17 protein-coding genes are annotated in these 21,958 nt (G+C 43.0%); 15 read left to right on the top strand and 2 right to left on the bottom strand.

Going from position 1 to position 21,958, the window contains the following annotated elements:
• Positions 1-97 precede the first annotated feature (97 nt).
• The 14 genes from J7I42_RS28820 to J7I42_RS28755 all read left to right on the top strand — a co-directional run bounded on the left by J7I42_RS28820 (position 98) and on the right by J7I42_RS28755 (position 17,650).
• The gene (locus J7I42_RS28820; RefSeq protein ID WP_209142775.1) at positions 98-2,650 is read left to right on the top strand and encodes a tetratricopeptide repeat-containing sensor histidine kinase; all 2,553 of its coding nucleotides are present in this window, start codon (positions 98-100) and stop codon (positions 2,648-2,650) included.
• 41 nt (positions 2,651-2,691) lie between these two features.
• Positions 2,692-4,641: a sigma 54-interacting transcriptional regulator gene (locus J7I42_RS28815; protein WP_209142773.1), complete on the top strand. Its 1,950-nt coding sequence runs from the start codon at positions 2,692-2,694 to the stop codon at positions 4,639-4,641.
• Between the two features lie 263 nt (positions 4,642-4,904).
• A complete protein-coding gene (locus tag J7I42_RS28810; RefSeq protein WP_209142771.1) occupies positions 4,905-5,738 on the top strand; it encodes an alpha/beta hydrolase in 834 nt (277 codons plus the stop codon).
• A gap of 97 nt (positions 5,739-5,835) precedes the next feature.
• Positions 5,836-6,405 carry a Crp/Fnr family transcriptional regulator gene (locus J7I42_RS28805; protein WP_209142769.1) on the top strand — a complete coding sequence of 190 codons (570 nt, stop codon included), beginning with the start codon at positions 5,836-5,838 and terminating at the stop codon, positions 6,403-6,405.
• Positions 6,406-6,622: 217 nt separating this feature from the next.
• A complete protein-coding gene (locus J7I42_RS28800; protein ID WP_209142767.1) occupies positions 6,623-6,847 on the top strand; it encodes a 2TM domain-containing protein in 225 nt (74 codons plus the stop codon).
• A 10-nt stretch (positions 6,848-6,857) separates the two neighbouring features.
• The gene (locus J7I42_RS28795; RefSeq protein WP_209142765.1) at positions 6,858-7,427 is read left to right on the top strand and encodes a cupin domain-containing protein; all 570 of its coding nucleotides are present in this window, start codon (positions 6,858-6,860) and stop codon (positions 7,425-7,427) included.
• Between the two features lie 17 nt (positions 7,428-7,444).
• Entirely contained in the window at positions 7,445-8,017 is a 573-nt protein-coding gene (locus J7I42_RS28790; protein ID WP_209142763.1) for a carboxymuconolactone decarboxylase family protein, read from the top strand.
• A gap of 33 nt (positions 8,018-8,050) precedes the next feature.
• Positions 8,051-9,799 carry a cbb3-type cytochrome c oxidase subunit I gene (locus J7I42_RS28785; protein WP_209142761.1) on the top strand — a complete coding sequence of 583 codons (1,749 nt, stop codon included), beginning with the start codon at positions 8,051-8,053 and terminating at the stop codon, positions 9,797-9,799.
• A gap of 9 nt (positions 9,800-9,808) precedes the next feature.
• Positions 9,809-10,816 (top strand): cbb3-type cytochrome c oxidase subunit II, encoded by a 1,008-nt coding sequence (locus J7I42_RS28780; RefSeq protein ID WP_209142759.1) that lies wholly within the window; start codon positions 9,809-9,811, stop codon positions 10,814-10,816.
• Between the two features lie 269 nt (positions 10,817-11,085).
• On the top strand, positions 11,086-11,496 hold the full coding sequence (locus J7I42_RS28775; RefSeq protein WP_209142757.1) for a hypothetical protein: 411 nt from the start codon (positions 11,086-11,088) through the stop codon (positions 11,494-11,496).
• A 221-nt stretch (positions 11,497-11,717) separates the two neighbouring features.
• Positions 11,718-12,524 (top strand): alpha/beta fold hydrolase, encoded by an 807-nt coding sequence (locus J7I42_RS28770; RefSeq protein ID WP_209142755.1) that lies wholly within the window; start codon positions 11,718-11,720, stop codon positions 12,522-12,524.
• Between the two features lie 64 nt (positions 12,525-12,588).
• Positions 12,589-14,016, top strand: coding sequence for an antibiotic biosynthesis monooxygenase (locus J7I42_RS28765; RefSeq protein WP_209142753.1), 1,428 nt, complete (start codon positions 12,589-12,591; stop codon positions 14,014-14,016).
• A gap of 38 nt (positions 14,017-14,054) precedes the next feature.
• Positions 14,055-14,879: a DJ-1/PfpI/YhbO family deglycase/protease gene (locus tag J7I42_RS28760; protein WP_209142751.1), complete on the top strand. Its 825-nt coding sequence runs from the start codon at positions 14,055-14,057 to the stop codon at positions 14,877-14,879.
• A gap of 305 nt (positions 14,880-15,184) precedes the next feature.
• A complete protein-coding gene (locus tag J7I42_RS28755) occupies positions 15,185-17,650 on the top strand; it encodes a glutaminase family protein (protein ID WP_209142749.1) in 2,466 nt (821 codons plus the stop codon).
• Between the two features lie 78 nt (positions 17,651-17,728).
• On the opposite strand, the gene J7I42_RS28750 is transcribed toward J7I42_RS28755, so the two are convergent.
• Positions 17,729-19,288 carry an alpha/beta hydrolase-fold protein gene (locus tag J7I42_RS28750; RefSeq protein ID WP_209142747.1) on the bottom strand — a complete coding sequence of 520 codons (1,560 nt, stop codon included), beginning with the start codon at positions 19,286-19,288 and terminating at the stop codon, positions 17,729-17,731.
• 135 nt (positions 19,289-19,423) lie between these two features.
• On the opposite strand from J7I42_RS28750, the gene J7I42_RS28745 reads away from it, so the two are divergent.
• Positions 19,424-19,813 (top strand): hypothetical protein, encoded by a 390-nt coding sequence (locus tag J7I42_RS28745; protein WP_209142745.1) that lies wholly within the window; start codon positions 19,424-19,426, stop codon positions 19,811-19,813.
• Between the two features lie 160 nt (positions 19,814-19,973).
• Here J7I42_RS28745 and J7I42_RS28740 read toward each other — a convergent pair whose 3' ends face one another.
• Positions 19,974-21,953 (bottom strand): RagB/SusD family nutrient uptake outer membrane protein, encoded by a 1,980-nt coding sequence (locus J7I42_RS28740; protein ID WP_209142743.1) that lies wholly within the window; start codon positions 21,951-21,953, stop codon positions 19,974-19,976.
• Positions 21,954-21,958: the final 5 nt, after the last annotated feature.

Below are 21,958 nucleotides of genomic sequence, written 5' to 3'. Positions count from 1 at the left end.
CCCAGTTAAGAGATTTATCATGAAATTTGTAAAAGAGACATTTATGAAATTTATGGCTCTATTGAAAAATTAAAATTTCCTTGAATATAACGCCTTTATGCCACTATTACGTTTAGCCGCTTTCTTTTTAAACAAGAAGCGGGATAATAATAGGGTCATTTGTTTTATCACCAGCATTATTATTTTGCTGGTCACTCCCCTGTTTTCTTTTTCCCAAAGGATATGGAATGAACAATCGCAATTGTTATTACAACTCCGGAAAAGCAAAGAAGATACAAGCCGGGTGCACGTATTGCTAAAACTGGGCAGGTATTTTACGTATAGAGAATATTATGTGTACAAAACCGGAAATCCCCTAACGCAGCTCGACAGCGCTATTTGGTTTGCAGACCAGGCGTTTCATCTTAGTGAGACATTGAAATATGAAAATGGAAAAAATGAGGCCAGTTTAATAAAAGGAGATGCGTTTATCAGAAAAAATGACGTGGGATCTGCGCTTAACGTCCTGGGCTCATTGCGCGATTCAACCCGCTTTCGTTTTTTGATCATCCTGGGCCGCCATTATCTGTTTCATAAAGAAAGGACACAACATGATTTTGACAGCTCAATTCTTTTCCTGGAGCAGGCGAGTAAAATAGCACCGCTCAATTTGTCGGCAACATGGCAGCCTGAACGTACACATATCAGGGCAATGGTTAGTTTTATTACCGAAGGTTTACAGCCAAGTAAAAAGCTATACCAGCAAACGATAGCTGAAGTAAGCATGCCTGGTAATGAGGAGCGGGAAGCGCTTTTATGGTACGAGCTGGCAACGCTGATCCCATTACGGGAGAATACCGGCATAACCAGGCTGCATTGTTATGAGAAAATGTGTTCGCTTTATAGAAAAAGCGGAAATCAGGAAAGAGAAGCATTTGTTTTAAAGACGATTGCGGATATACACCTGGTGAATGGCAGATTGGACCAGTCGGAAACAGCGTTATTGGATGCACTGGACCGTTACAAAGCTATCGGTTATCGGGAGCTGCACTATATTTATGATCTGCTGGCAGTTACTTACCGCAACAAAGGCGATTTCAACAAGTGCATTTTTTATGGGTTAAAGGCAATAGAAAGCATTGAGGCCACCAATGATTCCACCTCCGCCCTTACTTTTTACCGCCGTCTTGCCAATATGTACCGGGAAATAGGGCAACCCGATAAAAGTGTGGAGTGGTATTCAAAAACGCTCAATAACCGGGTATTTAATGCTGGTGACAATTTTTATAAATTCAGGGATGCCGGCTTTTTTGCCAGGGAGCTTGTAAAAATAAAAAAGGAAAAGGAAGCGCTGGCCTATATTCTTGACATCAACGCTAAAAATAAACCCATCGGCGTTGACGCACAAGCATGCCTGGTAGGTTCACTGGCATACTGTTATCAGGCTGTGAACCAGCACCGGCAGGCCGAAAAGTATTATCTTGAATTAATAAAGCTGGCAGGGCAACTGAAGGAGGACAATGAAATAACCACCGATGTCTATAGTGAGATCGGGCAGTTCTTTATCAATAAATTGCAATACGGGAAAGCAATAGCCTATTTAAAAAAGGCATTGAGCACTGCAGAAAGCACGAATTCACTGGCGCAGATGAAAGATATCAATCTGATGCTCTTTAGAGCTGATTCCGGCCTGGGAAATTATACTTCCGCTATACAACATGTACTCAGGCATAAGCAATTGAGTGATTCCCTTCTTAATGAAACAAAAAACTGGCAAATACAGGAACTAGAGGTGCAGTTTGAAACGGCTAAGAAGGAAAAGGATATTAAGTTACTCAACAACCAAAATCAACTGCAGCGGATCACTGTTGAGCAGGCCAACAGAACAAAAAATATTACCCGGGCCTTTGTAGCATTATTACTGATCATTGTAGCATTATTATTCAACCGTTACCTTATAAAGCAAAGAAGCAATCGTAAGCTGGAGGCGAATCAAAAGGAACTGGACCAGAAAAACCTATTCCTGGAAACCCTGAATGCGGAACAGGATAAACTGCTCAAAGAAAAAGAATGGCTGATCAAGGAAGTGCATCACCGAGTTAAGAACAACCTTCAAATGGTAACCGGCTTGTTGTATTCGCAATCCATATATCTTGAAGATGAAACGGCTAGGCTCGCTGTCAACGACAGCCTGCGACGAATGCAGGCAATGTCCCTGATCCACCAAAAGCTGTACCAGGATGATAATACGACAACGATCGCCATGCCTGTCTATATCAACGAACTGGTGCATTACCTGCATGAGAGTTTTGACACCAATAACCAGATAACTTTTGAACAATCTATTGAGCCGTTGGAGCTTGACGTATCGCAGGCAATCCCACTCGGCCTGATCATTACGGAGGGGATTGTCAATGCTATTAAGTATGCTTTTCTGAATGAACGGAAAGGGCATGTAAGTCTTCTTTTGCAACACAAAGGAAGAGATCAGTTAGTGCTGAAAATATCGGACAATGGAATTGGCTTACCGGCAGGGTTTGATACGAGGGAACATCATTCGCTGGGGCTTGATCTGATGCGGGGGCTTACCAGACAGCTAAAGGGCAGCTTTAACATTGAAAGTAATGAAGGCGTGCATATAACTGTCAGGTTTCCGGTTTTAATTAAATGATCTCAAACAATGCCCTGCTTTAAAAGCAGGGTAACAAATATATGAATACCAAAATACTGATTGTAGAGGATGAATTTATTGTGGCGAATACACTTCGATTGGCCGTAGAGAAGACCGGCTATAACGTAACAGGTATTGCGGCTTCAGCTGAAGAGGCTGCGGCGCATCTCCAAAACCAAAAACCTGACCTTGTACTGCTTGATATTCGATTAGAAGGAAAAGGTTCGGGCATTGACCTGGCCAGGAAATTGAAGACTGAAAATATTCCTTTTATTTACTTATCTGCCAATTCAAGCCAAAAAATACTGGAAGAAGCAAAGGCTACCGAGCCTTATGGTTTTCTTGTAAAGCCATTCAGGGAAAGAGACCTGCTGGTTACGCTGGATATCGCCCTGTATCGTCACCGCCATAGTTTGGAGACAAAATTGCGGCAGGAAGAGTTTTTACAGAAGCAATTGACCGAAATAGGGATTGAAACTTCAGACACTAAACAACAGTTGCTGCAAATTGCCCGCTTATTACAACCTTATATCCCATTTGATCTTATTTTGTGGGGCCCCAGGCCGCTTGCTGCGGCGCAATTCAATGATATGGGGTATTTACGCATCGGATTTGACGAATACCAGTTTATTAGTGAAAAAGAACTAACAACAATTACAGGTTTAAATAAAGACGCGCTTGCCAGCGCACTTAAAAATAGCCATACAGATGTTGAGGCGACCATACACAGGGATGGAACAACAAAACAAAAATTGACCGCCCCTGCCCTGCCACAGCTTTTGTTTGGTTCTTTTACCCTTCAGGAATACCTCGTGGTCCCGGTGGCATTTAGTAACGGAACTCCCCTTCACATTTTCTTTTATAGCCGTCAACGTTCTATTTATACAGAAAAGCATCTTGCTTTATTGAATCGGTTGAAAATATGTTTGACAGCGATTGCAGAAAAAATGATTGGTCAGGTGACCCCTCAGATGAGCCAACCCGCTTACTTTAATAAAGAACATAATAATGCCGTGAATCATTCCGGATTTCAGGGTATTATTGGAAATCATCCGCTTTTATTAGCTGCATTGGACCTCACTGCACAGGTAGCACCCTATAACACTTCCGTTCTGATCCTTGGGGAAAGCGGCACAGGAAAAGAAAAGGTAGCCCAGCATATTCACGCACTTTCACAAAGAACAAACGGGCCTTTCGTAAAAGTAAATTGTGCGGCCATTCCTGCCACGTTGATGGAGTCTGATCTATTTGGTCACGAGAAGGGGGCATTTACAGGCGCTTTTGAAAAAAGAAAAGGAAGATTTGAGCAAGCCGACGGAGGAACTATCTTTTTGGATGAGGTTGGAGAATTGCCGCTCGATATGCAGGTTAAACTACTGCGTGTTTTGCAGGAAAAGGAAATTTTATATGTGGGAGGCGATTCGCCGGTAAAAGTGAATGTCCGGATCATAGCAGCTACCAACCGAAACCTGGAAAAAGAAGTTGCTGCAGGAAATTTCCGGCTCGACCTGTATTATCGCCTGAATGTTTTTCCCATTACTTTGCCGGCTTTACGGGAACGAAAATCTGATATTGAAGCACTGGCATTATTCTTTGCAAACAGGTTCTGTAAGGAATTCAATAAGCCATTCACAGGCATTTCAGCTGCCATGATGGAAGAAATGTATGCCTATAACTGGCCGGGGAATATTCGGGAGTTGGAGAATATTATGGAGCAGTCTGTTATTCTTAATGATGGAATGTCAAAATTGGAGTTAAGACGAAGCCTCACGGTGGCAGCTCCGCCCTTATCTGGCCACGTAAGCATCGAAACACTTAGTGATGTAAAGCTTATTCAACAGGAAACAGAAAGGGCCTATATCATTTCCATCTTAAAAAAGACCAACGGCCGGATACGCGGGGCCAATGGCGCTGCGGAATTACTGAATATTAAACCCACCACCCTGGAAGCAAAAATAGCAAAGCTGAACATTAAAAAGCAGGATCTGTAAGCAATAAGACCCAACTCCAATATTTTTAGACTTTCTGATTGGCAACTCCAAAAACTTTGGAGTTGCGTGCAGGCACTCAATTTCCTTGCGATAACTGCTAATGTTTTCGTTTTCACCTAACTGTGACACTAACTTATCCTGTTATTTACCTTTTATCTTAAATGGCATAGAAATAGCCTGACTTCATTGTAGCAAAGCACAAGACAATGCACTGGTCCATTGTTATAACCCGCCAAAATGCTATACGTTTAAATCAACTTATCGTGCAATCAAAACAAACGGTATCAACCTTCCGTAATGCCAAAGGACAAAATATTTTTTACAGGAACTGGAGCGCGGGCAGCATATCAAGAGGGATCATCCTTATTATTCACGGTTTAAATGCGCACAGCGGGTACTATCAAAGCTTTGCAACGCAACTCAACGAAAACAATTTTGAAGTATACGCACTTGATCTTTGTGGTCGTGGACAATCGGATGGCGAGCGGTACTACATGGAGGATTATAATGATACCCTTGCAGATATTGATCTGCTTTTAAATATTATCAATGCGGCGCACCCAACGCTGCCTGTTTTCTTATTGGGACATAGTGCAGGTGGGGTATTCGCGTCAATTTATGCCTTACAATACCAGGATAAATTAAGGGGATTGATCTCGGAAAGTTTTGCATTTCAGGTGTCAGCACCAGGCGTTGTCCTTGCTGTCATAAAACTCCTGAGCCATATCATTCCGCATACCCGGCTTGTTAAGTTAAATAACGAGGATTTTTCGCGTGATAAGGCGATCGTAGTTACCATGAACAACGATCCGTTGCTGGCAAAAGAAAAACAACCTGCCAAAACCATGCAACAGTTATTATTGGCGACTGAATATTTGAAAGAGGAAATGCAAAAAATAAAACTACCCATTCTGGTCCTTCACGGCACGGCAGACAGCGTCACTAAACCTGGCGGAAGCGAATATTTTATGGAACATGCTTCCTCGGTTGACAAGCAACTTAATTTATATGAAGGGCATTATCACGATCTGATAAACGATAAATATCACGGGATCGTGTTCAGGGACATTATACGCTGGATAAATGAAAGAGTTTGAATGTAACTTTTAAGATCCTAAAACCCGGAAATCCCAATAAACTGTCATTAATTCTATAAAATAACGCTTAAAAGTAAGTTAACAGACTATTGATCATATGGACAGACTAAGGTTGCATATAGAACAGATCACGCCCATCACCGATGAAGAATTTGAATTCATAAGATCCTTCTTTACATTAAAAAAAGTACGAAAGGGGCAATACCTGATCCAGGAAGGCGACGATGTAAAATACGAGTACCTGGTACTATCGGGCATCTACAAGGTTTTTTATACCGACGATCAGGGAAAGGAATACGTTTGCATGTTCGCGCAGGAAAACTGGTGGATGTCTGACTATAGCTCCTATTTCAACCAAACCCCGGCTGCTATGTACCTTGAATGCCTGGTGCCGGGTGAAGTATTATGTTTAACCCTTTACGGCAGAGAAAAGCTGGCTTCAGAAATGCACAAAATGGAGCATTTTTTCAGGGTAAAAATGACCAGGGGGTTTGTTGCCTTACAGCAAAGGATCAAAATATTATTGTTCAATGCCCCGCAAAAGCGATATGAAGAATTTGCGAAGTTATATCCTGTCCTGATACAACAAATACCAAAAAAAATGATAGCTGAATTCCTTGGCCTGCGCCGGGAAACTTTAAGCCGGTTATATACTAACAGTAAATAAAAAGACAGGTAAGTCCCCGGATAAACGAGGGTGTATCAGAAATGGTACACCCTCGTTTGTTTATTACAGTAACCTGTTTAAAATCGCTGGGTGATCACAATCACTCATTAATAGTGATTATGATCACTCGCTAAAAGTGACTGGGGCTCCTCCCTGTTATAATACACAAGAGTAATTTTATCACAGAATAAACAATCACCTCATCAATTTAAATCTTATGTCACAACAAACAAATTGGGAAACATCAGCACCTGTCAATCCCCAAAAAGGTTTCAGAATTCACCTGCTCGTTTTCTTCCTTACCACACCGGCTATCTGGCTCGTATGGTATTTAACGGACAGGACCTATCCATGGCCTTTATGGTCTACACCGGCATGGGCAATAGGGGTACTGTTTCACTACCTCGGCGTTTTTGTTTTCAAAAATTCAAAGAAAAACTAACATCAATACCATGGAACAGCAACAAAAAACAGTTAGACGTATCGTAACAGGTCATAATACAGAAGGGAAAGCAATTATACTTTCAGATGCATCGCCTGAGCACACTTATATGATCGGAGGGCCTAACGGAGCGAAGTTTCATGAAGTATGGAATACTGCGCAGTCGCCAGCGCTGATCAATAGCGTATCTGGAGATCCCGAGGAAACAAGTCTGGTATTGGCTCCGCCAAAAAGCGGCACGCGCATAAGAGTTATTGATTTTCCGCCCGAGGGAGATGAGATCCGAAATCTTACCAAAGATGAAGCAGGTAAGCATTTCAAATCAATGGGCGGTGAAGATGCTTCAAAAGCAGGTCAGAACGCACCGCATCCTTTAATGCACCGGACCGCAACCATCGATTATGGGATTGTGCTTGAGGGCGAGATGACGCTGGTGGTTGATCAGGGCGAAGTAACTATTAAAGCCGGAGATATTATCATCCAACGAGGTACCAATCATGCCTGGGCAAACCGGTCGGGCAAAAGCTGCCGCATGGCCTTTATTCTTATTGACGGTCAATTTACCAGTGATCTTTTGTAAAACTTAAAACCTGAACAATGCGTTTACAACCATTGCCACCAGATACACTTAGTCCGAATCTTCGATACGTTCATAATGAGATCGCTAACCTTATAACCAAAAGTCAGGGGCCGGTAGTGATGATGGATGCCCAGGGAGCGCTGCTGGGCCCTTTTCCACCCATGTTACACTTCCCACAATTTGGCGTGCCCGCACTGGCATTTCTTAGGTCATTGGACAATAATGCCACCCTTCCCAAAACTGTACGTGAAGTGGCCATCCTTACCGTAGGCGGCGCCTTTGGTTCCCGCTTCGAGCTGTATGCTCATGAGATCATGGCAGCCGCATTTGGTCTTTCCTCCCCTATTATCGCAACCTTGGCAGCCGGTGGCCGTCCGGAAGGTTTAAACGAACAGGAGGCGATCGCACATGACGTGGCTTCGGCGCTTGTTAAGGGCCACATTGTTCCTGCCTCTACCTATAATCTGGCCGTTAAGCTGCTTGGTCAAAATGGGGCCGGAGAGCTTATATTTCTCATAAGCGGCTACTGTCTCATCTCAATGGTATTAAATGGGTTTGATATGCCGGCTCCAGAAAACAATGGAATATAAAAGCCTCCCATTGACCACCCAATCACCTAAGCGATGGAAACAAAAAACCTGTTCAGCGAATCGGGCATTATCATAACCCTCATTCTGATTTTAATACCGCTTTTATTTGCAGTCATAATCGTTATTATAAAAGCCTATGCTGCAATAAGTCAGTATTCAAAGCGAAAGGAGTTAGAAAAATTCAATGAATATCTGAAAGGGATCAGCAGCGATGAGCTCGAAATATTAGAACAACAAAAAAGAGCATTTGAATTTTCCTTATCTAACAATGAACTGGCTGGCGAATCTATACCGTTCGACAAAAAGGGATTACTGGATAATATCAGGGAGGCAACGCCGCTTCGCTTTATTGAACAAAAGAAAAAAGGTCAGCCCAGGCCATATATCGAGCCTGCATTAACTAAACTTATTTTATGGTATTTAGGGTGTGCTACAGGTTGGCTTTTATTGGGTACAACAGCCGGAGAAATGGTAGGGATAAAATTTGTAACGCCTGACCTTGACCATTACAGTTGGTTGAGCTTCGGCAGACTAAGACCTGTACATACCAATGCAGTTTTCTGGGGTTGGGCATCTTTAGCCATGTTGGGATTGGCATATTATGTGGTGCCACGGGTCAGCAATGTGCCTGTTACAAGCATAAAAACAGGCTACTGGTCGCTGATCCTGATCAATGCCTCAGTCATTGCGGGAAGTATCTGCCTAATGGCAGGCATTAACAATGGTGGTGGCGAATACAGAGAATATATATGGCCTGTAATGGCATTAATGGGTATTGGCGTTTTCATTTCGCTGAGAAACTTTTTAAAAACGATTGCCAAAAGAACAACCAAAGAGATCTATGTTTCTAACTGGTATATTATTTCTGCAATGATGTTTTTATTGGTTATTGCAGCGGTTGCCTATTGGCCAGGCTGGCAAAAGGGTTTGGGTGAAACAATTGTGCAGGGGTATTATATGCACCAGGGCGTTGGGATGTGGTTTATGCTTTTCAATCTTGGCCTGTTGTATTATTTCCTGCCACAACAATTAAACAAACCGATCTACTCTTACAGCTTAGGTATTTTAGCATTCTGGGCACAAATTGTATTTTATACGTTAATTGGCACCCATCATTTTATCTTTAGTGCCATTCCCTGGTGGTTACAAACTATTGCCATTGTTGGCAGTGCCGGCATGATTATACCAGTGGTGGCAGGCACCACCAACTTTTTAATGACCTTTACAGGATCGTGGAATAAAATTTCGGGCAGTTACACACTTCCGTTCTATTTGATTGGTATTGTATTTTATTTCACCGGTTCATTACAGGGAACAGCAGAAGCCTTCCGGTTTACCAATTTGATCTGGCACTTTACCGACTTTACAGTTGCCCATTCACATATAACCATGTATGGCATCATATGCTTTATGCTATGGGGGTTTATCTATACCATTGTTCCCAGGTTAACAGGAAAAGAACCCAATCAAATTACTGTCGGCGCACATTTCTGGATGGCCCTGATCGGACTGATCTTCTACACCTTCCCCTTAATGTATGGAGCTACACTAAAGGGGTTACTATGGATGGACGGAAAACCATTCATTGATAGTGTATCATTGATGGCTCCTTACTGGTTGTGGCGTGCTATTGGCGGCACCCTGATGTGGTTCTCGCACATTTTATTTGCTTATAATTTTTACTATATGGTAAAACAGAAAGAGGAGATAGTGATCCCGAGTACACCAACAGGTATTTTAAAAGCGAAACAGGAATTGGGCAATCAACCCGTTACCAATTAAAAACTACCGATGCATTTCTTTGATGATCATAAAAAACTATTCAGAACAGCATTGGCTTTGTTTGTTGGGCTAACAATCATGGTAGCTATTCTGCCTGCCATTCATAATCAGGAAAACAATGCTCCATTACCCGGTTACAAACCATTGACCGAAGCCGAATATCTCGGAAAAAAGTGTTTCATAGCCAATGGTTGTGTAGCCTGTCATACCCAGCAGGTAAGGAATGTAGATATGGACAAGGTCTGGGGCAGCAGACCCGGTATTGCCGCCGATTATGCCGCCAATACCCGCACAGATCTCTGGAGAAACACCGCCACGTTAATGGGCACAGAAAGGACCGGCCCTGATTTGACAAATATTGGCAAACGGCAGCCAGGCATTGCCTGGCACTTATTACACCTGTATCAACCTAGAGCGGTAGTTGAAAAATCAATTATGCCAGCTTACCCCTGGCTCTTTGAAATTAAAAAGGACGTAGGGATAAATGAAATGGAGGTAATTGTTCCGCCTGCATTCAGACAAGCGATAAATGGGAAAATAGTGGCCACAAAAGAAGCGATCGATCTGGTGGCGTATTTGCAAAGCTTACAGCAAACACCATTGCCCGACGATAAAGAACCAAAGGAATTTCTGTATAAGAAAAAAGAAACGCCGCTAGCAGCTAACGGCAACCAGGGAAATCTTCCTGATGGGCAGGCGCTCTACAAACAAAATTGTGCCAGTTGCCACCAGGACAATGGTGAAGGGCTGAAAGGCGCTTTCCCTTCATTAAAAGGCAGCCCTGTTGTGCTGGGCAATAACCTGGAATTATATGTAAACATTATCATGCAGGGGTATGACCCACGACCTGAATTTGCTGCCATGCCTGCTGTTGGAACAAACAATAATTTAACGCCTGAAGAAATAACTGCAATCATTAACCATGAAAAAACCAGTTGGGGGAATAATGCCCAAACGGTAATGCCGCAGGCTGTGAAAAAAATAATGGATGATATTAAAACAACCACTAAACAATAATTGATGAAAATAAAGACGGTGCTCGCCCTGTTGATGTTTTTATCGCTACAAATAGCTTCAGCCTGCCCCCTCTGCGGAAAACAGCAACCGAAAATAACCAGGAGGTTAACACACGGAGCCGGACCGCAAAGCAATTGGGATTGGGTCATTGTTTCCATAGTTACAGCAATCGCACTATTGACTTTTATTTATTCTTTAAAAATATTAATACTGCCCGGTGAAAGAAATAGTGATCATATTAAACTATCAATCTTAAGCAATTAAATAAGATGACAGCCGATAAAAGTAAGATAATATTATTTATAGATGAAAATACGCAGCCTGTTGCAGAATTAATAGCACCTGTTCAATTTGAATTAGATACACGAAAGCTAACCGATGGGGAGCATACTTTAATACTTATCAGCAAATCACCAACGGGCAGAGAAGGTATTCAGAAGATAAATTTCACCGTCAGGAACGGCCCTGCAATTGCCATTGAAGGCATTTCGGAAAATGCCATTGTAGACGGCACCATCCCGCTTATGATCAATGCTTATGACAAGGGCAATCAAAATAAATTCATTATTGAAGGAAGTGAAACTCCACAAAGCGTACCCTGGTGGCTGGTAGTTGGTATAATTATATTCGCCGCCTGGACGGTTTACTATATAATTACCTCCCCGGAAACAAGATCATAAACAGTACCCATTTATTAAGGACATTAAAAGCCACTTTGCAGAAACCGAACAGATCTTTAATGCTCCTTATTAAAGTTGATTGAAAAGCCTGCCCGTTTCTTATTACACCTAAAATTAGCACACACATGATTTTGACACATTTGCGTCAGGTGAAGCTTTTATTTACTTCGCAACTTTGTTATGTCAAATCAAAGCATACAACTATATTAAAAATGTCAAAAATGAAAAAGACTATTAGCTCGCTGCTGGCAGCAGTATTTGCCATCTCCACATTTGCATCATGCCACAAAAATGAAGACAAACCTGACCCCAAAACCTATGTACTGGTACATGGCGCATGGCAGGCTCCTTATGTTTGGGATGCCGTACGTAATGATCTGCTTAAAGAAGGCAACAAAGTAATTGTGGTGGAACTGCCGGGGCATGGTACCGATAAAACGCCAACGTACACCCTGAGCCTGGATGTTTACCGTGACAAAGTTATTCAGGCAATTGCTGCTGTAAATGAAAATGTTATCCTGGTTGGACACAGCATGGGTGGCATGGTTATAACTGCCGTGGCAGAAAAGGTCCCTGCAAAGATCAGCAAACTGGTTTATATCGGAGCTTTCCTGCCAACAACGGGACAGGCGCTGGTTGATCTTTCCATGTCTGATCCGGGCTCTAAACTGGGAAATTCACTTGTTCAGTCCGCAGACAAATTGACGCTTGATGTAAAGGCCGATAGTCTTACCTATCTCTTTATCAATGATGGCACGCCGGCTGTTAAACAACAGGCAATTGACAATTATCGTGCTGAACCAGCCATTCCATTTACCAATAAAGTAACGTTAACTAATGAGGGCTTTGGCACTGTAAAGAAGGTCTATATTAAAACATTGCAGGATATTGTTATTTCTCCAGGTCTGCAGGATAGAATGATAGCAGCAGCGGGCATCACAACCATTTATACAGTAAACACCAGCCACTCGCCTTTTCTTTCTCAACCGCACGAAGTATCAAAATTGCTGCTCAACATAGCAAAATAATATCTTATACAGCCAATGATGCACACTGTTGGCTGTCTATTCAAAAATATTAAAACAGCATGAAATGAGCGCAAATGCATGGATGTCAAACTCCAACAGGCCATTTGTATTGATAATAACCTTTCTCCTGGCAATTACATCATATACAAAGGCGCAAAATGTAAGTAAGATGAAAAAGAAAATTCTATTTGTAGTAACCAGCCATAGTCAAAAGGGAAATACTGGTGAAAAAACAGGATTCTACCTGGCAGAAGCAGCCCATCCATGGGAGGTGTTGACGAATGCCGGTTATGAAATTGATTTTGTAAGCCCCAAAGGTGGTAAAGCTCCTGTAGACGGATTAAACCTGGGCGACGCTGTCAATAAAAAATTCTGGAACGACGCTGTTTACAGACAAAAAATTGAAAAAACACAAAAGCCTTCAGCAATTGATCCCGGGCAATATATTGCTATCCATTATGTCGGTGGCCATGGTGCTATGTGGGATTTCGAGGACAATAGGGAATTGGCTTCTATTGCTGCAAAGATCTATGAGAACGGCGGTGTTGTAAGCGCAGTTTGTCATGGCCCGGCAGGCCTTGTCAATATCAAATTGTCTAACGGCAAATACCTGGTTGATGGCAAAAAAATAAATGCCTTCAGCAATGAAGAAGAGGTGGCTGTTAAACTTGACAAAGCTGTCCCTTTTCTTTTAGAGTCGAAATTAATTGAGCGGGGAGCCATATTCGAAAAATCTGGTCTTTGGCAATCGCATGTGGTAACAGATCAACGGGTGGTTACCGGTCAGAATCCGCAATCAGCAAAGGCAGTTGGCGAAGCCGTGCTGGCAATCTTAAGCCAGCAGGATGCGGTAGCCAGGCTTACCCGCTATGAAGTAAGATCCGAATACCAGGATCAGTTCAGAAAAGCGGTTACTGATTACGTATCATGTGCAATGGCTATCGAAAGTAATATCATGGCAGAAGCCTACTATGAAAAGGAAAACCCAGCCATACTGTGGGTAATTGAGCGGTGGGTCAGCAATGAGGAATGGACAAAATCAAGAAACAACGCGCAATCGAAAGCAATAAGTCGCTTAGCAGAGATCGCGTTGGTGAAGCCACAAAAAAGCATCACTATAAAAGACCTGGAACCCATTTCAAAACAGCAATGGCGTAGAACAGCAAATGCTGCAGACAGTCAGCTTACCATCATGCTTTTTGTGGATGCAAAGGCAGGCACACAGGAGACTTTCAGGAATGTGTACCATATCGCTATGCCCCAATTCAGAAGTGAACCAGGCGTGATCACTTATCAATTATCACAATTAGAAGAAGACGATACCCAGTTTGTAACCTATGAAAAGTTCAGAAGCAATGAGGCTTTTCAATATCACCTGAACTTTCCGCCCATCAAACCGGTGATCGATTATCTTAATTCAAGTATCAAAAAGCAACCGTTCCAGGATGGGCTCCATAACCTCATTGAATTTGCGCCCCTTATTCGGGAATAACATTCAAAACAAATCAATAAACTATTAAATTCAAAAAGATGAAACTATTTAATCGGGTTGGCCTGGCAGGTATTATTAGTGTGCTTGCAGCAACTGGTGTACAATCTCAGGTAAAAGTAAATACTGAACATATGAGTGAAATTAATGTAAACGAGTTGGCCGTTATGGATCAATTGTCAACACAATCGGCTGTTGTAAACATGCCTGTATCTAAATTATTAAATGCCCCGGGCAATGAAGCTTTAAAAGCCTTTTTCTTTACGCCTGTTAAAAACAAGTCGGCACTAAAAGGTAAAAAGATAGCCGTGCTTGTTGCAGACGGTTTCGAAGAGATTGAGTTAACAGGGCCTGTATGGTATTTCAGGGAATTGGGAGCAACTGTAGATATAGTTGCGCCTAAATACAACCCGGCTCCTGAGCGATATGGGCTTGCTTATCCGGAAATGTCAAAAACCCACGTTATGGCGATCCAATACCTGCAGCCCGTAGGTTGGATAAAATTTGATCGCACGGCAGACCAGATCAAAGCCAGTGATTATGACGCCGTATTTATTCCCGGCGGCGCCTGGAATCCGGATAACCTTCGGGCTGATAAGGATGTGATCAGGTTTGTACAGGACTTTAATAGATCAGGAAAACTAATTGCAGCTATTTGTCATGCACCGGTGGTGCTGGCATCTGCTGATATTATTAAAGGGAAAAAACTTACCGGTTATTGGAATATACAAAGTGACCTGAAAAATGCCGGTGCAACCGTGCTGGAACAATCTGTAGTGACCGATGGCAATCTGGTTACCAGCAGACATCCGATTGATGTAGCCGACTTTTCCAGAGCTGTAGAAAATTGGTTGTTGAAGAAGTAACCTTCCCGTTAGACCATCAACTGTCACAGATTAAATGCTTCCCGCTTCATCGGGAAGCATTTTTTATGCCCGTTGAGGTTTAGTAGCAAGTTTGTTATTATCCATTATCGTCGGTAAAATTAGAAGTGCTATAGGTGAAAAGTAAATATAGAGAGATCTGGTGTAGGGTCATCCGCAGCGCAAGGGATTATAGTCCTATTTGATCATTTTGAAACAAATAGTACAAAAATTGAAACAAATTGGTCTATCACAGAATTGCTATTTCTTTACTTTACCGCTCTTTTTCATTGAACAATGATATTTACATGACGAAATTGAACATCATTCAAGCACTTGCCGTAATTACAGGACTCTTTGCAACAACCAGCACCTGTGCTCAGGAAAGACAGGCACCCGCTTATCCGCTCATTACGCATAATACTTATTTTAGTATCTGGTCAACCACTGATCAGTTGAATGCTTCCACAACACAACATTGGACTGGCGCAGAAAATTCTTTATTAGGATTGGTCAATGTGGATGGCCGGATCTACCGATTCATGGGGAAGTCTGAGACCAACTATAAAACCATCGTTACCGCTTCTGACGAAACAGGATATACAGTTCGCTATTCCGAAACACAGCCACCAGCTGACTGGACGTCGGCGAATTTCAACGATGTCAACTGGAGATCAGGCCAGGCTCCTATTGGCGATAATGAAAAGATTGCAAAAACCACCTGGAGATCCAACCACATCTGGGTAAGAAGGTCTTTTACTATAACAAATCTTGCCGCCATCAATGAGCTCTTTTTGAAGTTGAACCATGACGACAATGTCGAAGTCTTTTTGAATGGGAAAAAAATATATGATAAAGTGGGATGGACAAACTCCTTTCAATATCATCCCATCGATAAAGCTGACCTTAAAGCCGGTCAAAATATTATGGCGATCCATTTGGAAAATACCGCAGGTGGCAGGTTCCTGGACTTTGGACTGGTAGATAAGGTAAAAGAAAATACGGACAATATTGCGCTGGCAGAACAAAAGCATGTGGAGATCACTCCCACCCAAACCACCTATGACTTTGCATGTGGCAATATAGATCTGAAACTGACATTCACGTCTCCGCTGTTGCTGAATGATCTGAAGTTACTGACACGGCCTGTTTCATATATAACCTATGGCATAAAGGCCAATGATGAAAAAAAGCACAACGTAAAAGTATTTTTAGGTGCTTCCTCAAGCATGGCAGTATACCAGCCTAGTCAGTTAGTGTCTACCCGGAAATACAATGCCGGCGGTCTGTCAATTTTAAAAACGGGCACGGTTGAACAACCTATTCTACAAAAGGGCGCAGATGATATGCGAATTGACTGGGGATATTTTTATGTAGCAGTACCCCAGACGCTCGGCGCCCTCCAGTTTATCACCAAAAGCTCAGACGCCGCCAAAGCCTTCAGCAATGGGGCTGTAGTGTCAACCTCCTCTTCAGGAAAGCACCTATCATTAAACACAGTATTACCCTTCGGCGCTGTAGGGAAAGACCTTGTCGAGCGACAAATGATGCTTGGATATGACGAGCTGTATTCTATCCAATATTTCAACACCAATCTACGCCCCTGGTGGAACAATGATGGCAAGCAGACAATAGAAGGCCAACTGGCTGATGCAGCGAAAGAATATAAGACAGTTATGGAGAAGTGTGCGGCCTTTAACAAGGAGCTGAATACCGAGGCAACCAACGTTGGTGGGAATAAGTATGCGCACCTTTGTGCGCTGGCATATCGTCAAAGCATCGCAGCACACACGCTGGTAAAAAGTCCTAAAGGAGAAATGCTGTGGCTTTCCAAGGAGAACAATAGCGGGGGTTTCATCAACACGGTAGATGTAACTTATCCATCGGCCCCGTTATACCTGCTATATAACCCGGAATTGGTTCAGGGTATGCTAAATGGCATTTTTCAATTCAGTGAAACCGGTAAGTACAACCATCCCTGGGCAGCACACGATCTTGGTACGTATCCTGCTGCAAACGGTCAAACCTATGGGGAGCCTATGCCTGTAGAAGAATCAGGCAATATGATCATTCTGACAGCGGCAATAGCAAAAATGCAGCGGAATGCCAATTACGCGAAACTGCACTGGAAAACATTGACGACCTGGGTTGACTATCTGACAAAAGAAGGGCTTGATCCCAAAACCCAACTTTGCACGGATGATTTTGCAGGTCACCTGGCACGGAATGCAAACTTATCCGTAAAGGCAATCGTTGCCATCGCCTGTTATGCGCAAATGGCAGAGCAATTAGGCGAAACCGCAACCGCAAAGAAATACCGCGAGATCGCCGAAAGCATGGTCCCCAAATGGATGGAGATGGCAGACGCTGGCGATCATTATAGTCTTACCTTTGATAATAAAGATACCTGGAGCCAGAAGTACAATCTCATATGGGATAAAGTACTTAACCTTCGTCTTTTCCCACAAAAGGTATATGACACCGAAACCCAGTACTACCTTACCAAACAGCAGAAATTCGGTTTACCATTGGATAGTCGGAAAACCTATACCAAGAACGACTGGATCTTATGGACAGCCACTTTCGCTCCGCAACAAGACCAATTTGAAAAGCTAATAACACCTGTTTACCGGCATTCCCTTGAAACGGCATCTCGCGTTCCCTTAAACGATTTCTACGATGCGATCACTGGTATCCGGGAAAATTTTAAGGCCAGAAGTGTTGTGGGCGGGTTCTTTATGAAGATCCTGGCTGATAACATGAAGGTTAAATAAATGCCTCGACAAACACTATACAAGAAAGGTTCACAGCAATGTGAGCCTTTTTCATTTATCAGCAGGTTAGCGCTGCTTTTATTGGTTATTGCTAAACAACATCTCAACTGGTATGGCGAAATCTTCTTTCCCTTCCGGTTTTAGGTAGACAGGTACCAGCTCCGCGTCCCCTTTTTTATGAAAATATTCAATTCGAAACGGATAAAACCCCGCTTGTAAAGGAAGCAAATACATCTCCCCTTCATCCCGAATAAAATGATTGCCTAACACTTGCCGGTCATTTAGGTAAACTCGTGAGTGATCGTTTCCGTTACCCATTTCCAGGATATAATATCCTGTCTGTTCAATCTTAATGTAACCGGTTAAAACACAGGCAAAATTCTTATCACTGGTGATTTTGTTTACATCAAAATCTTTATCCGCAATTCCTTGCTTTACCGGCTTATTTTTTTTAAGATCAGGAAAGGAATCCCAGGCACCCTGATAGTAAGCATAATGCAGTCCACCCTGCTTTACATTTTTGGGCTCCGCAATCGATTTTAAAGTATTGCCAATAACAAAAAAGGCGCTATCCAACTTATTATATTCCGATCTGATCCCTATAGATTTTACTATAACTTTCGAATCCCTGACAAGTGAAATAGACGTTGTATCTCCGGCAAGCGTAGGAGACGACAAAGTGGGTTCTGTGCCATCCGTTGTATAGTGCAGGTATTTATCCGCCATCAGGTTGTAACAAGTCAGCTGAAAGGGAACGTCTTTCAGCACGATGCCGTTTTTTGGTTTTATGGCAATTTTTCTGGAAGTAGAATAGCCACCAGTGGAAGCATAAAAGCCACCATAGGAAAATTTTAGTCCGTCCCAAAATCCTTTATAGTTGGTAGAATAGTGTGTCTCATTGCGATAGGCAACGCAAGTCCAGTCGAGCCCTTCCGGTTTTTTTCTGCGAAGCACACTGTCCATCGCGGCTATCCCCATCTCCTTATAAGCATTCCCTTCTCTGCCGGCAATATAAAGCGTGTTGTGAAGTACTTTGTTACTGTCTAATTTACCCGCAGCAGTTTTGGTAAGCAGATAATTGTCCCACCAAAAACTGGGATCAATAGCTATGTAGGAGGCAAAAAGCGCCGGATCATTTAAAAAAGTGTACATAACAAATAAGCCTCCAAGCGACCCACCATACAGCACATTCCCATCGTTCGAACCTTTATATTTTTTATTGATATATGGGATCAATTCTTTTTTGACAAACGAAAGAAAGCTAGCTGCACCACCGGTTTTTCCCCAGGCTTTTGTAGGCGTAAAATCTCTGTCCCGCATATTCTCCCCGTTTGGCTTGGGATTGGTAATGCCCACCATGATCATATTCTTGGGTATAAACCCTTCCCATTGCAACATGCCCCATGATAAAGTAAGAAAGTCAGCTATATCATCCAGACAGTACAAGATTTCATATTTATCAGTGGCGTCAGGATTGTAATTTTTAGGAAAAACTATGTGCAGCAGCCGCTGCTCTTGTAAGATCTGGGAGTAAAGCGAATCAACCTTTATTACCTGGTCCTGTGACTTAGCTTGTACGGTTAAAAGAAGCAGTAGGGAGAAAGTCAGTACAAGGACACATAATTTTTTTTGTAGCATGGTGATCATATTACAGATAGCAATTATCTCCTATGCCTAAATATACGCAATAAAATATCAGGCTCATTGAGTTAATTATTTCAGCGTTCTTTTTTTATTTTGTTAATTTATAACGGCTTTCACAATCAACTTACCATGAAACAACCTTTATTATACCTGTCCCTACTCGTTATGATCTCCTGTGGCGATACGTACACGTCATCTTCTCCTGCAAAGCAGAAATATCTTGATTCACTAAATAATTCCATTGTGACCGGACAACTAAACAAGGAAGCCTGGGCTAAAACACCAGAGTCAATTGCCGGTCATTTCTTCCCCAATATTTCACAGCCAGCAGGAGGAAACAAACGTTATAGTATTACCATACAACCCGTATCAGCCAAAGAATGTATTTTATCGATTACTGATGAAGGCGCGCTTGATGATGATGAAATACTTGGCGAACGCCATGAGATGAATTTTCAATTGCATGAAGGACGATGGAAAATCATAAAGCTGGTTAATTCATACAAACGAAGGTTCTGAACAAGCTTTCCTGCTTAACCTATCAACTTATCAACCCCCTTCTTCCTATCCACTATCAACCTTATCAACTCTATCACCCCTATCAACCTCCCCAGCACTCCATAAAAAAGAAAGAGACCGTCTTTCGACAGTCCCTTTTTCAAACTATGCTATATGTCTACTACTGATAACCTGGATTTTGATAGGCCGCTTTTTCTTCGGCTGTCGCTTCCATCCCATCGAGCTGAGCCTGCGGAATTGGCCGCAGGTAATGTTTAGCTTCAATGGTGCGGGTAACGGTTTGAGGTGTATGGTTTCCGTAAGCGGTGCCACCAATTTCATAAGAACCGGCAAGCTCATTCCACTTTTGAGTACGCACCAGATCGAACCAGCGCTGGCCTTCCCCGAAATATTCGCGCGAACGTTCTGCCAGAACATAATTAATGTCGATAGAGGCCGGAGTGGCAGCGGTCATGGCAGCACTGTTGTCTGCTACAAATGCGGCGTTGTCCTTGTTAGAGAATTTCCACTTACCTGCTCTTGCACGCAATACATTGATTAGTTCCCGGGCGCTTTTACCTGCTACTGGAGTGGCGCCTTTAACAGCAGCTTCGGCAGCTATTAAATAGAATTCAGAGAATTTGGCAATCTTGAATGGACGGGTGCTGGTGGCGTTCGGTTGCCCCAACCCGGTGCCGTTATCTGTTCTGTATACGCCCATTTTCCATAAACCGGGGAATACAATTCTGCTGATACCACGGGGAGAGATCACAAAATCTGCCCGGTTTGGCAATACACCCGCACCTACTGCATTGGATGTTTTGCCGCTAAAAGTAGCGCCGGTAGGATAGGTGATACCTGCCGCCTGTGATTCATACTCCAGGAAGCTCAATACAGGCTGACCGGGTGTAACCGGCATATCATTCGCATTGTAAAGCGTAGCGTTAGTTGCACCACCTTTAGGCCAGTTGCCTCTGTATACGGTGCTGAATGTACCATCATAACGGGAATCCAGCGTTTTTTCGGCAAACGTATTCGAAATAGCGCCAATGGTCGGGCACATCCGGACATAAGGACGCCCTAACGGCTGGGCGGCTTCGCGTTGCACGGAACTTACGGCCGTACCGTCGCCAGTTGCATTGGGCGCACTTCTGATAACCGTATAGTTAAAGGTCACCATCCAAACGGCAGCATTTCTGCCATTGCCCGATTCTGAATCAAAGCAACTCAAACAGGCGCCATTATAAAACTCGCTTTCCTGTGTATGGTCAGCATACAGGAGCATTTCTTTATTGCGATCATTGCCACCTACATGCACATCATAAAATGTGTTTTCAAGGCCATATGAACCGGGATTGGAGATCCCCTGAACAGCTATATCATAGGCCTTTTGAAAATACCATGGTGCATCGTGGCCATCCGGATCGGTTCTGTTGGCTGCCGGATAAGTAGGGATGTTGTTTGGATTTTGCAACCACCAGCCATACGTCAAATACGCTTTTGACAGGTACAACCGGGCAACGTTTTTGGTAACTCCACCGGTAACCCTGGGCGCATCGGGCAAATCATTGATCGCCTGCAGCAGGTCGGGGAATACAGCTTTGGTATATACTTCAGGTACCGTATTGCGTACTGATTTTCTTGAGGCTGTGATATTAAATTTCAATTCGCCTGATCCCAGGTCTAATGGCACGCCGCCAAAAGTTTGCACCAGCAGAAAATAGTCAAAGGCGCGGAAGAATCTGGCTTCCGCAATCAGTGAAGCGGAGACAGTGCCTACTGCCGCGGCGTTTTCAATAATACCACTAGCCGTATTGATGTTTGAGAAAGCGGTTCCCCATAAGGCATCAGAGCGGCTACTGGCGGCTGTTAAATTACCCACCCCACTTAAATCAACATCCTTAAAATTCTGATCAGCACTCTGGGCATAGGTATATTCGTCGGTGCCGGTTTCCAGGGTATTATAATAATAGGGTTGTCCGTATATATAGCGAAGGTGCGCATATTGAGAGGAGATCCCCCCCTGCACGCCTTTCTCTGTTTTGAAAAATTCGGGTGTATAAATACTGCGTGGCTCTTCATCCAGCACTTTTTTACATCTTGTAAACAACAGCATGGCGCATGCCGATACCGTAAGTGATTTTATAAGCAGATGGTTCATATTCT

The organism is Niastella soli (assembly GCF_017742245.1).
Taxonomy (GTDB): domain Bacteria; phylum Bacteroidota; class Bacteroidia; order Chitinophagales; family Chitinophagaceae; genus Niastella; species Niastella soli.
The sequence above is the reverse complement of the archived record's forward strand: the minus strand, read 5'-3'. Positions and strand labels throughout refer to the sequence as shown.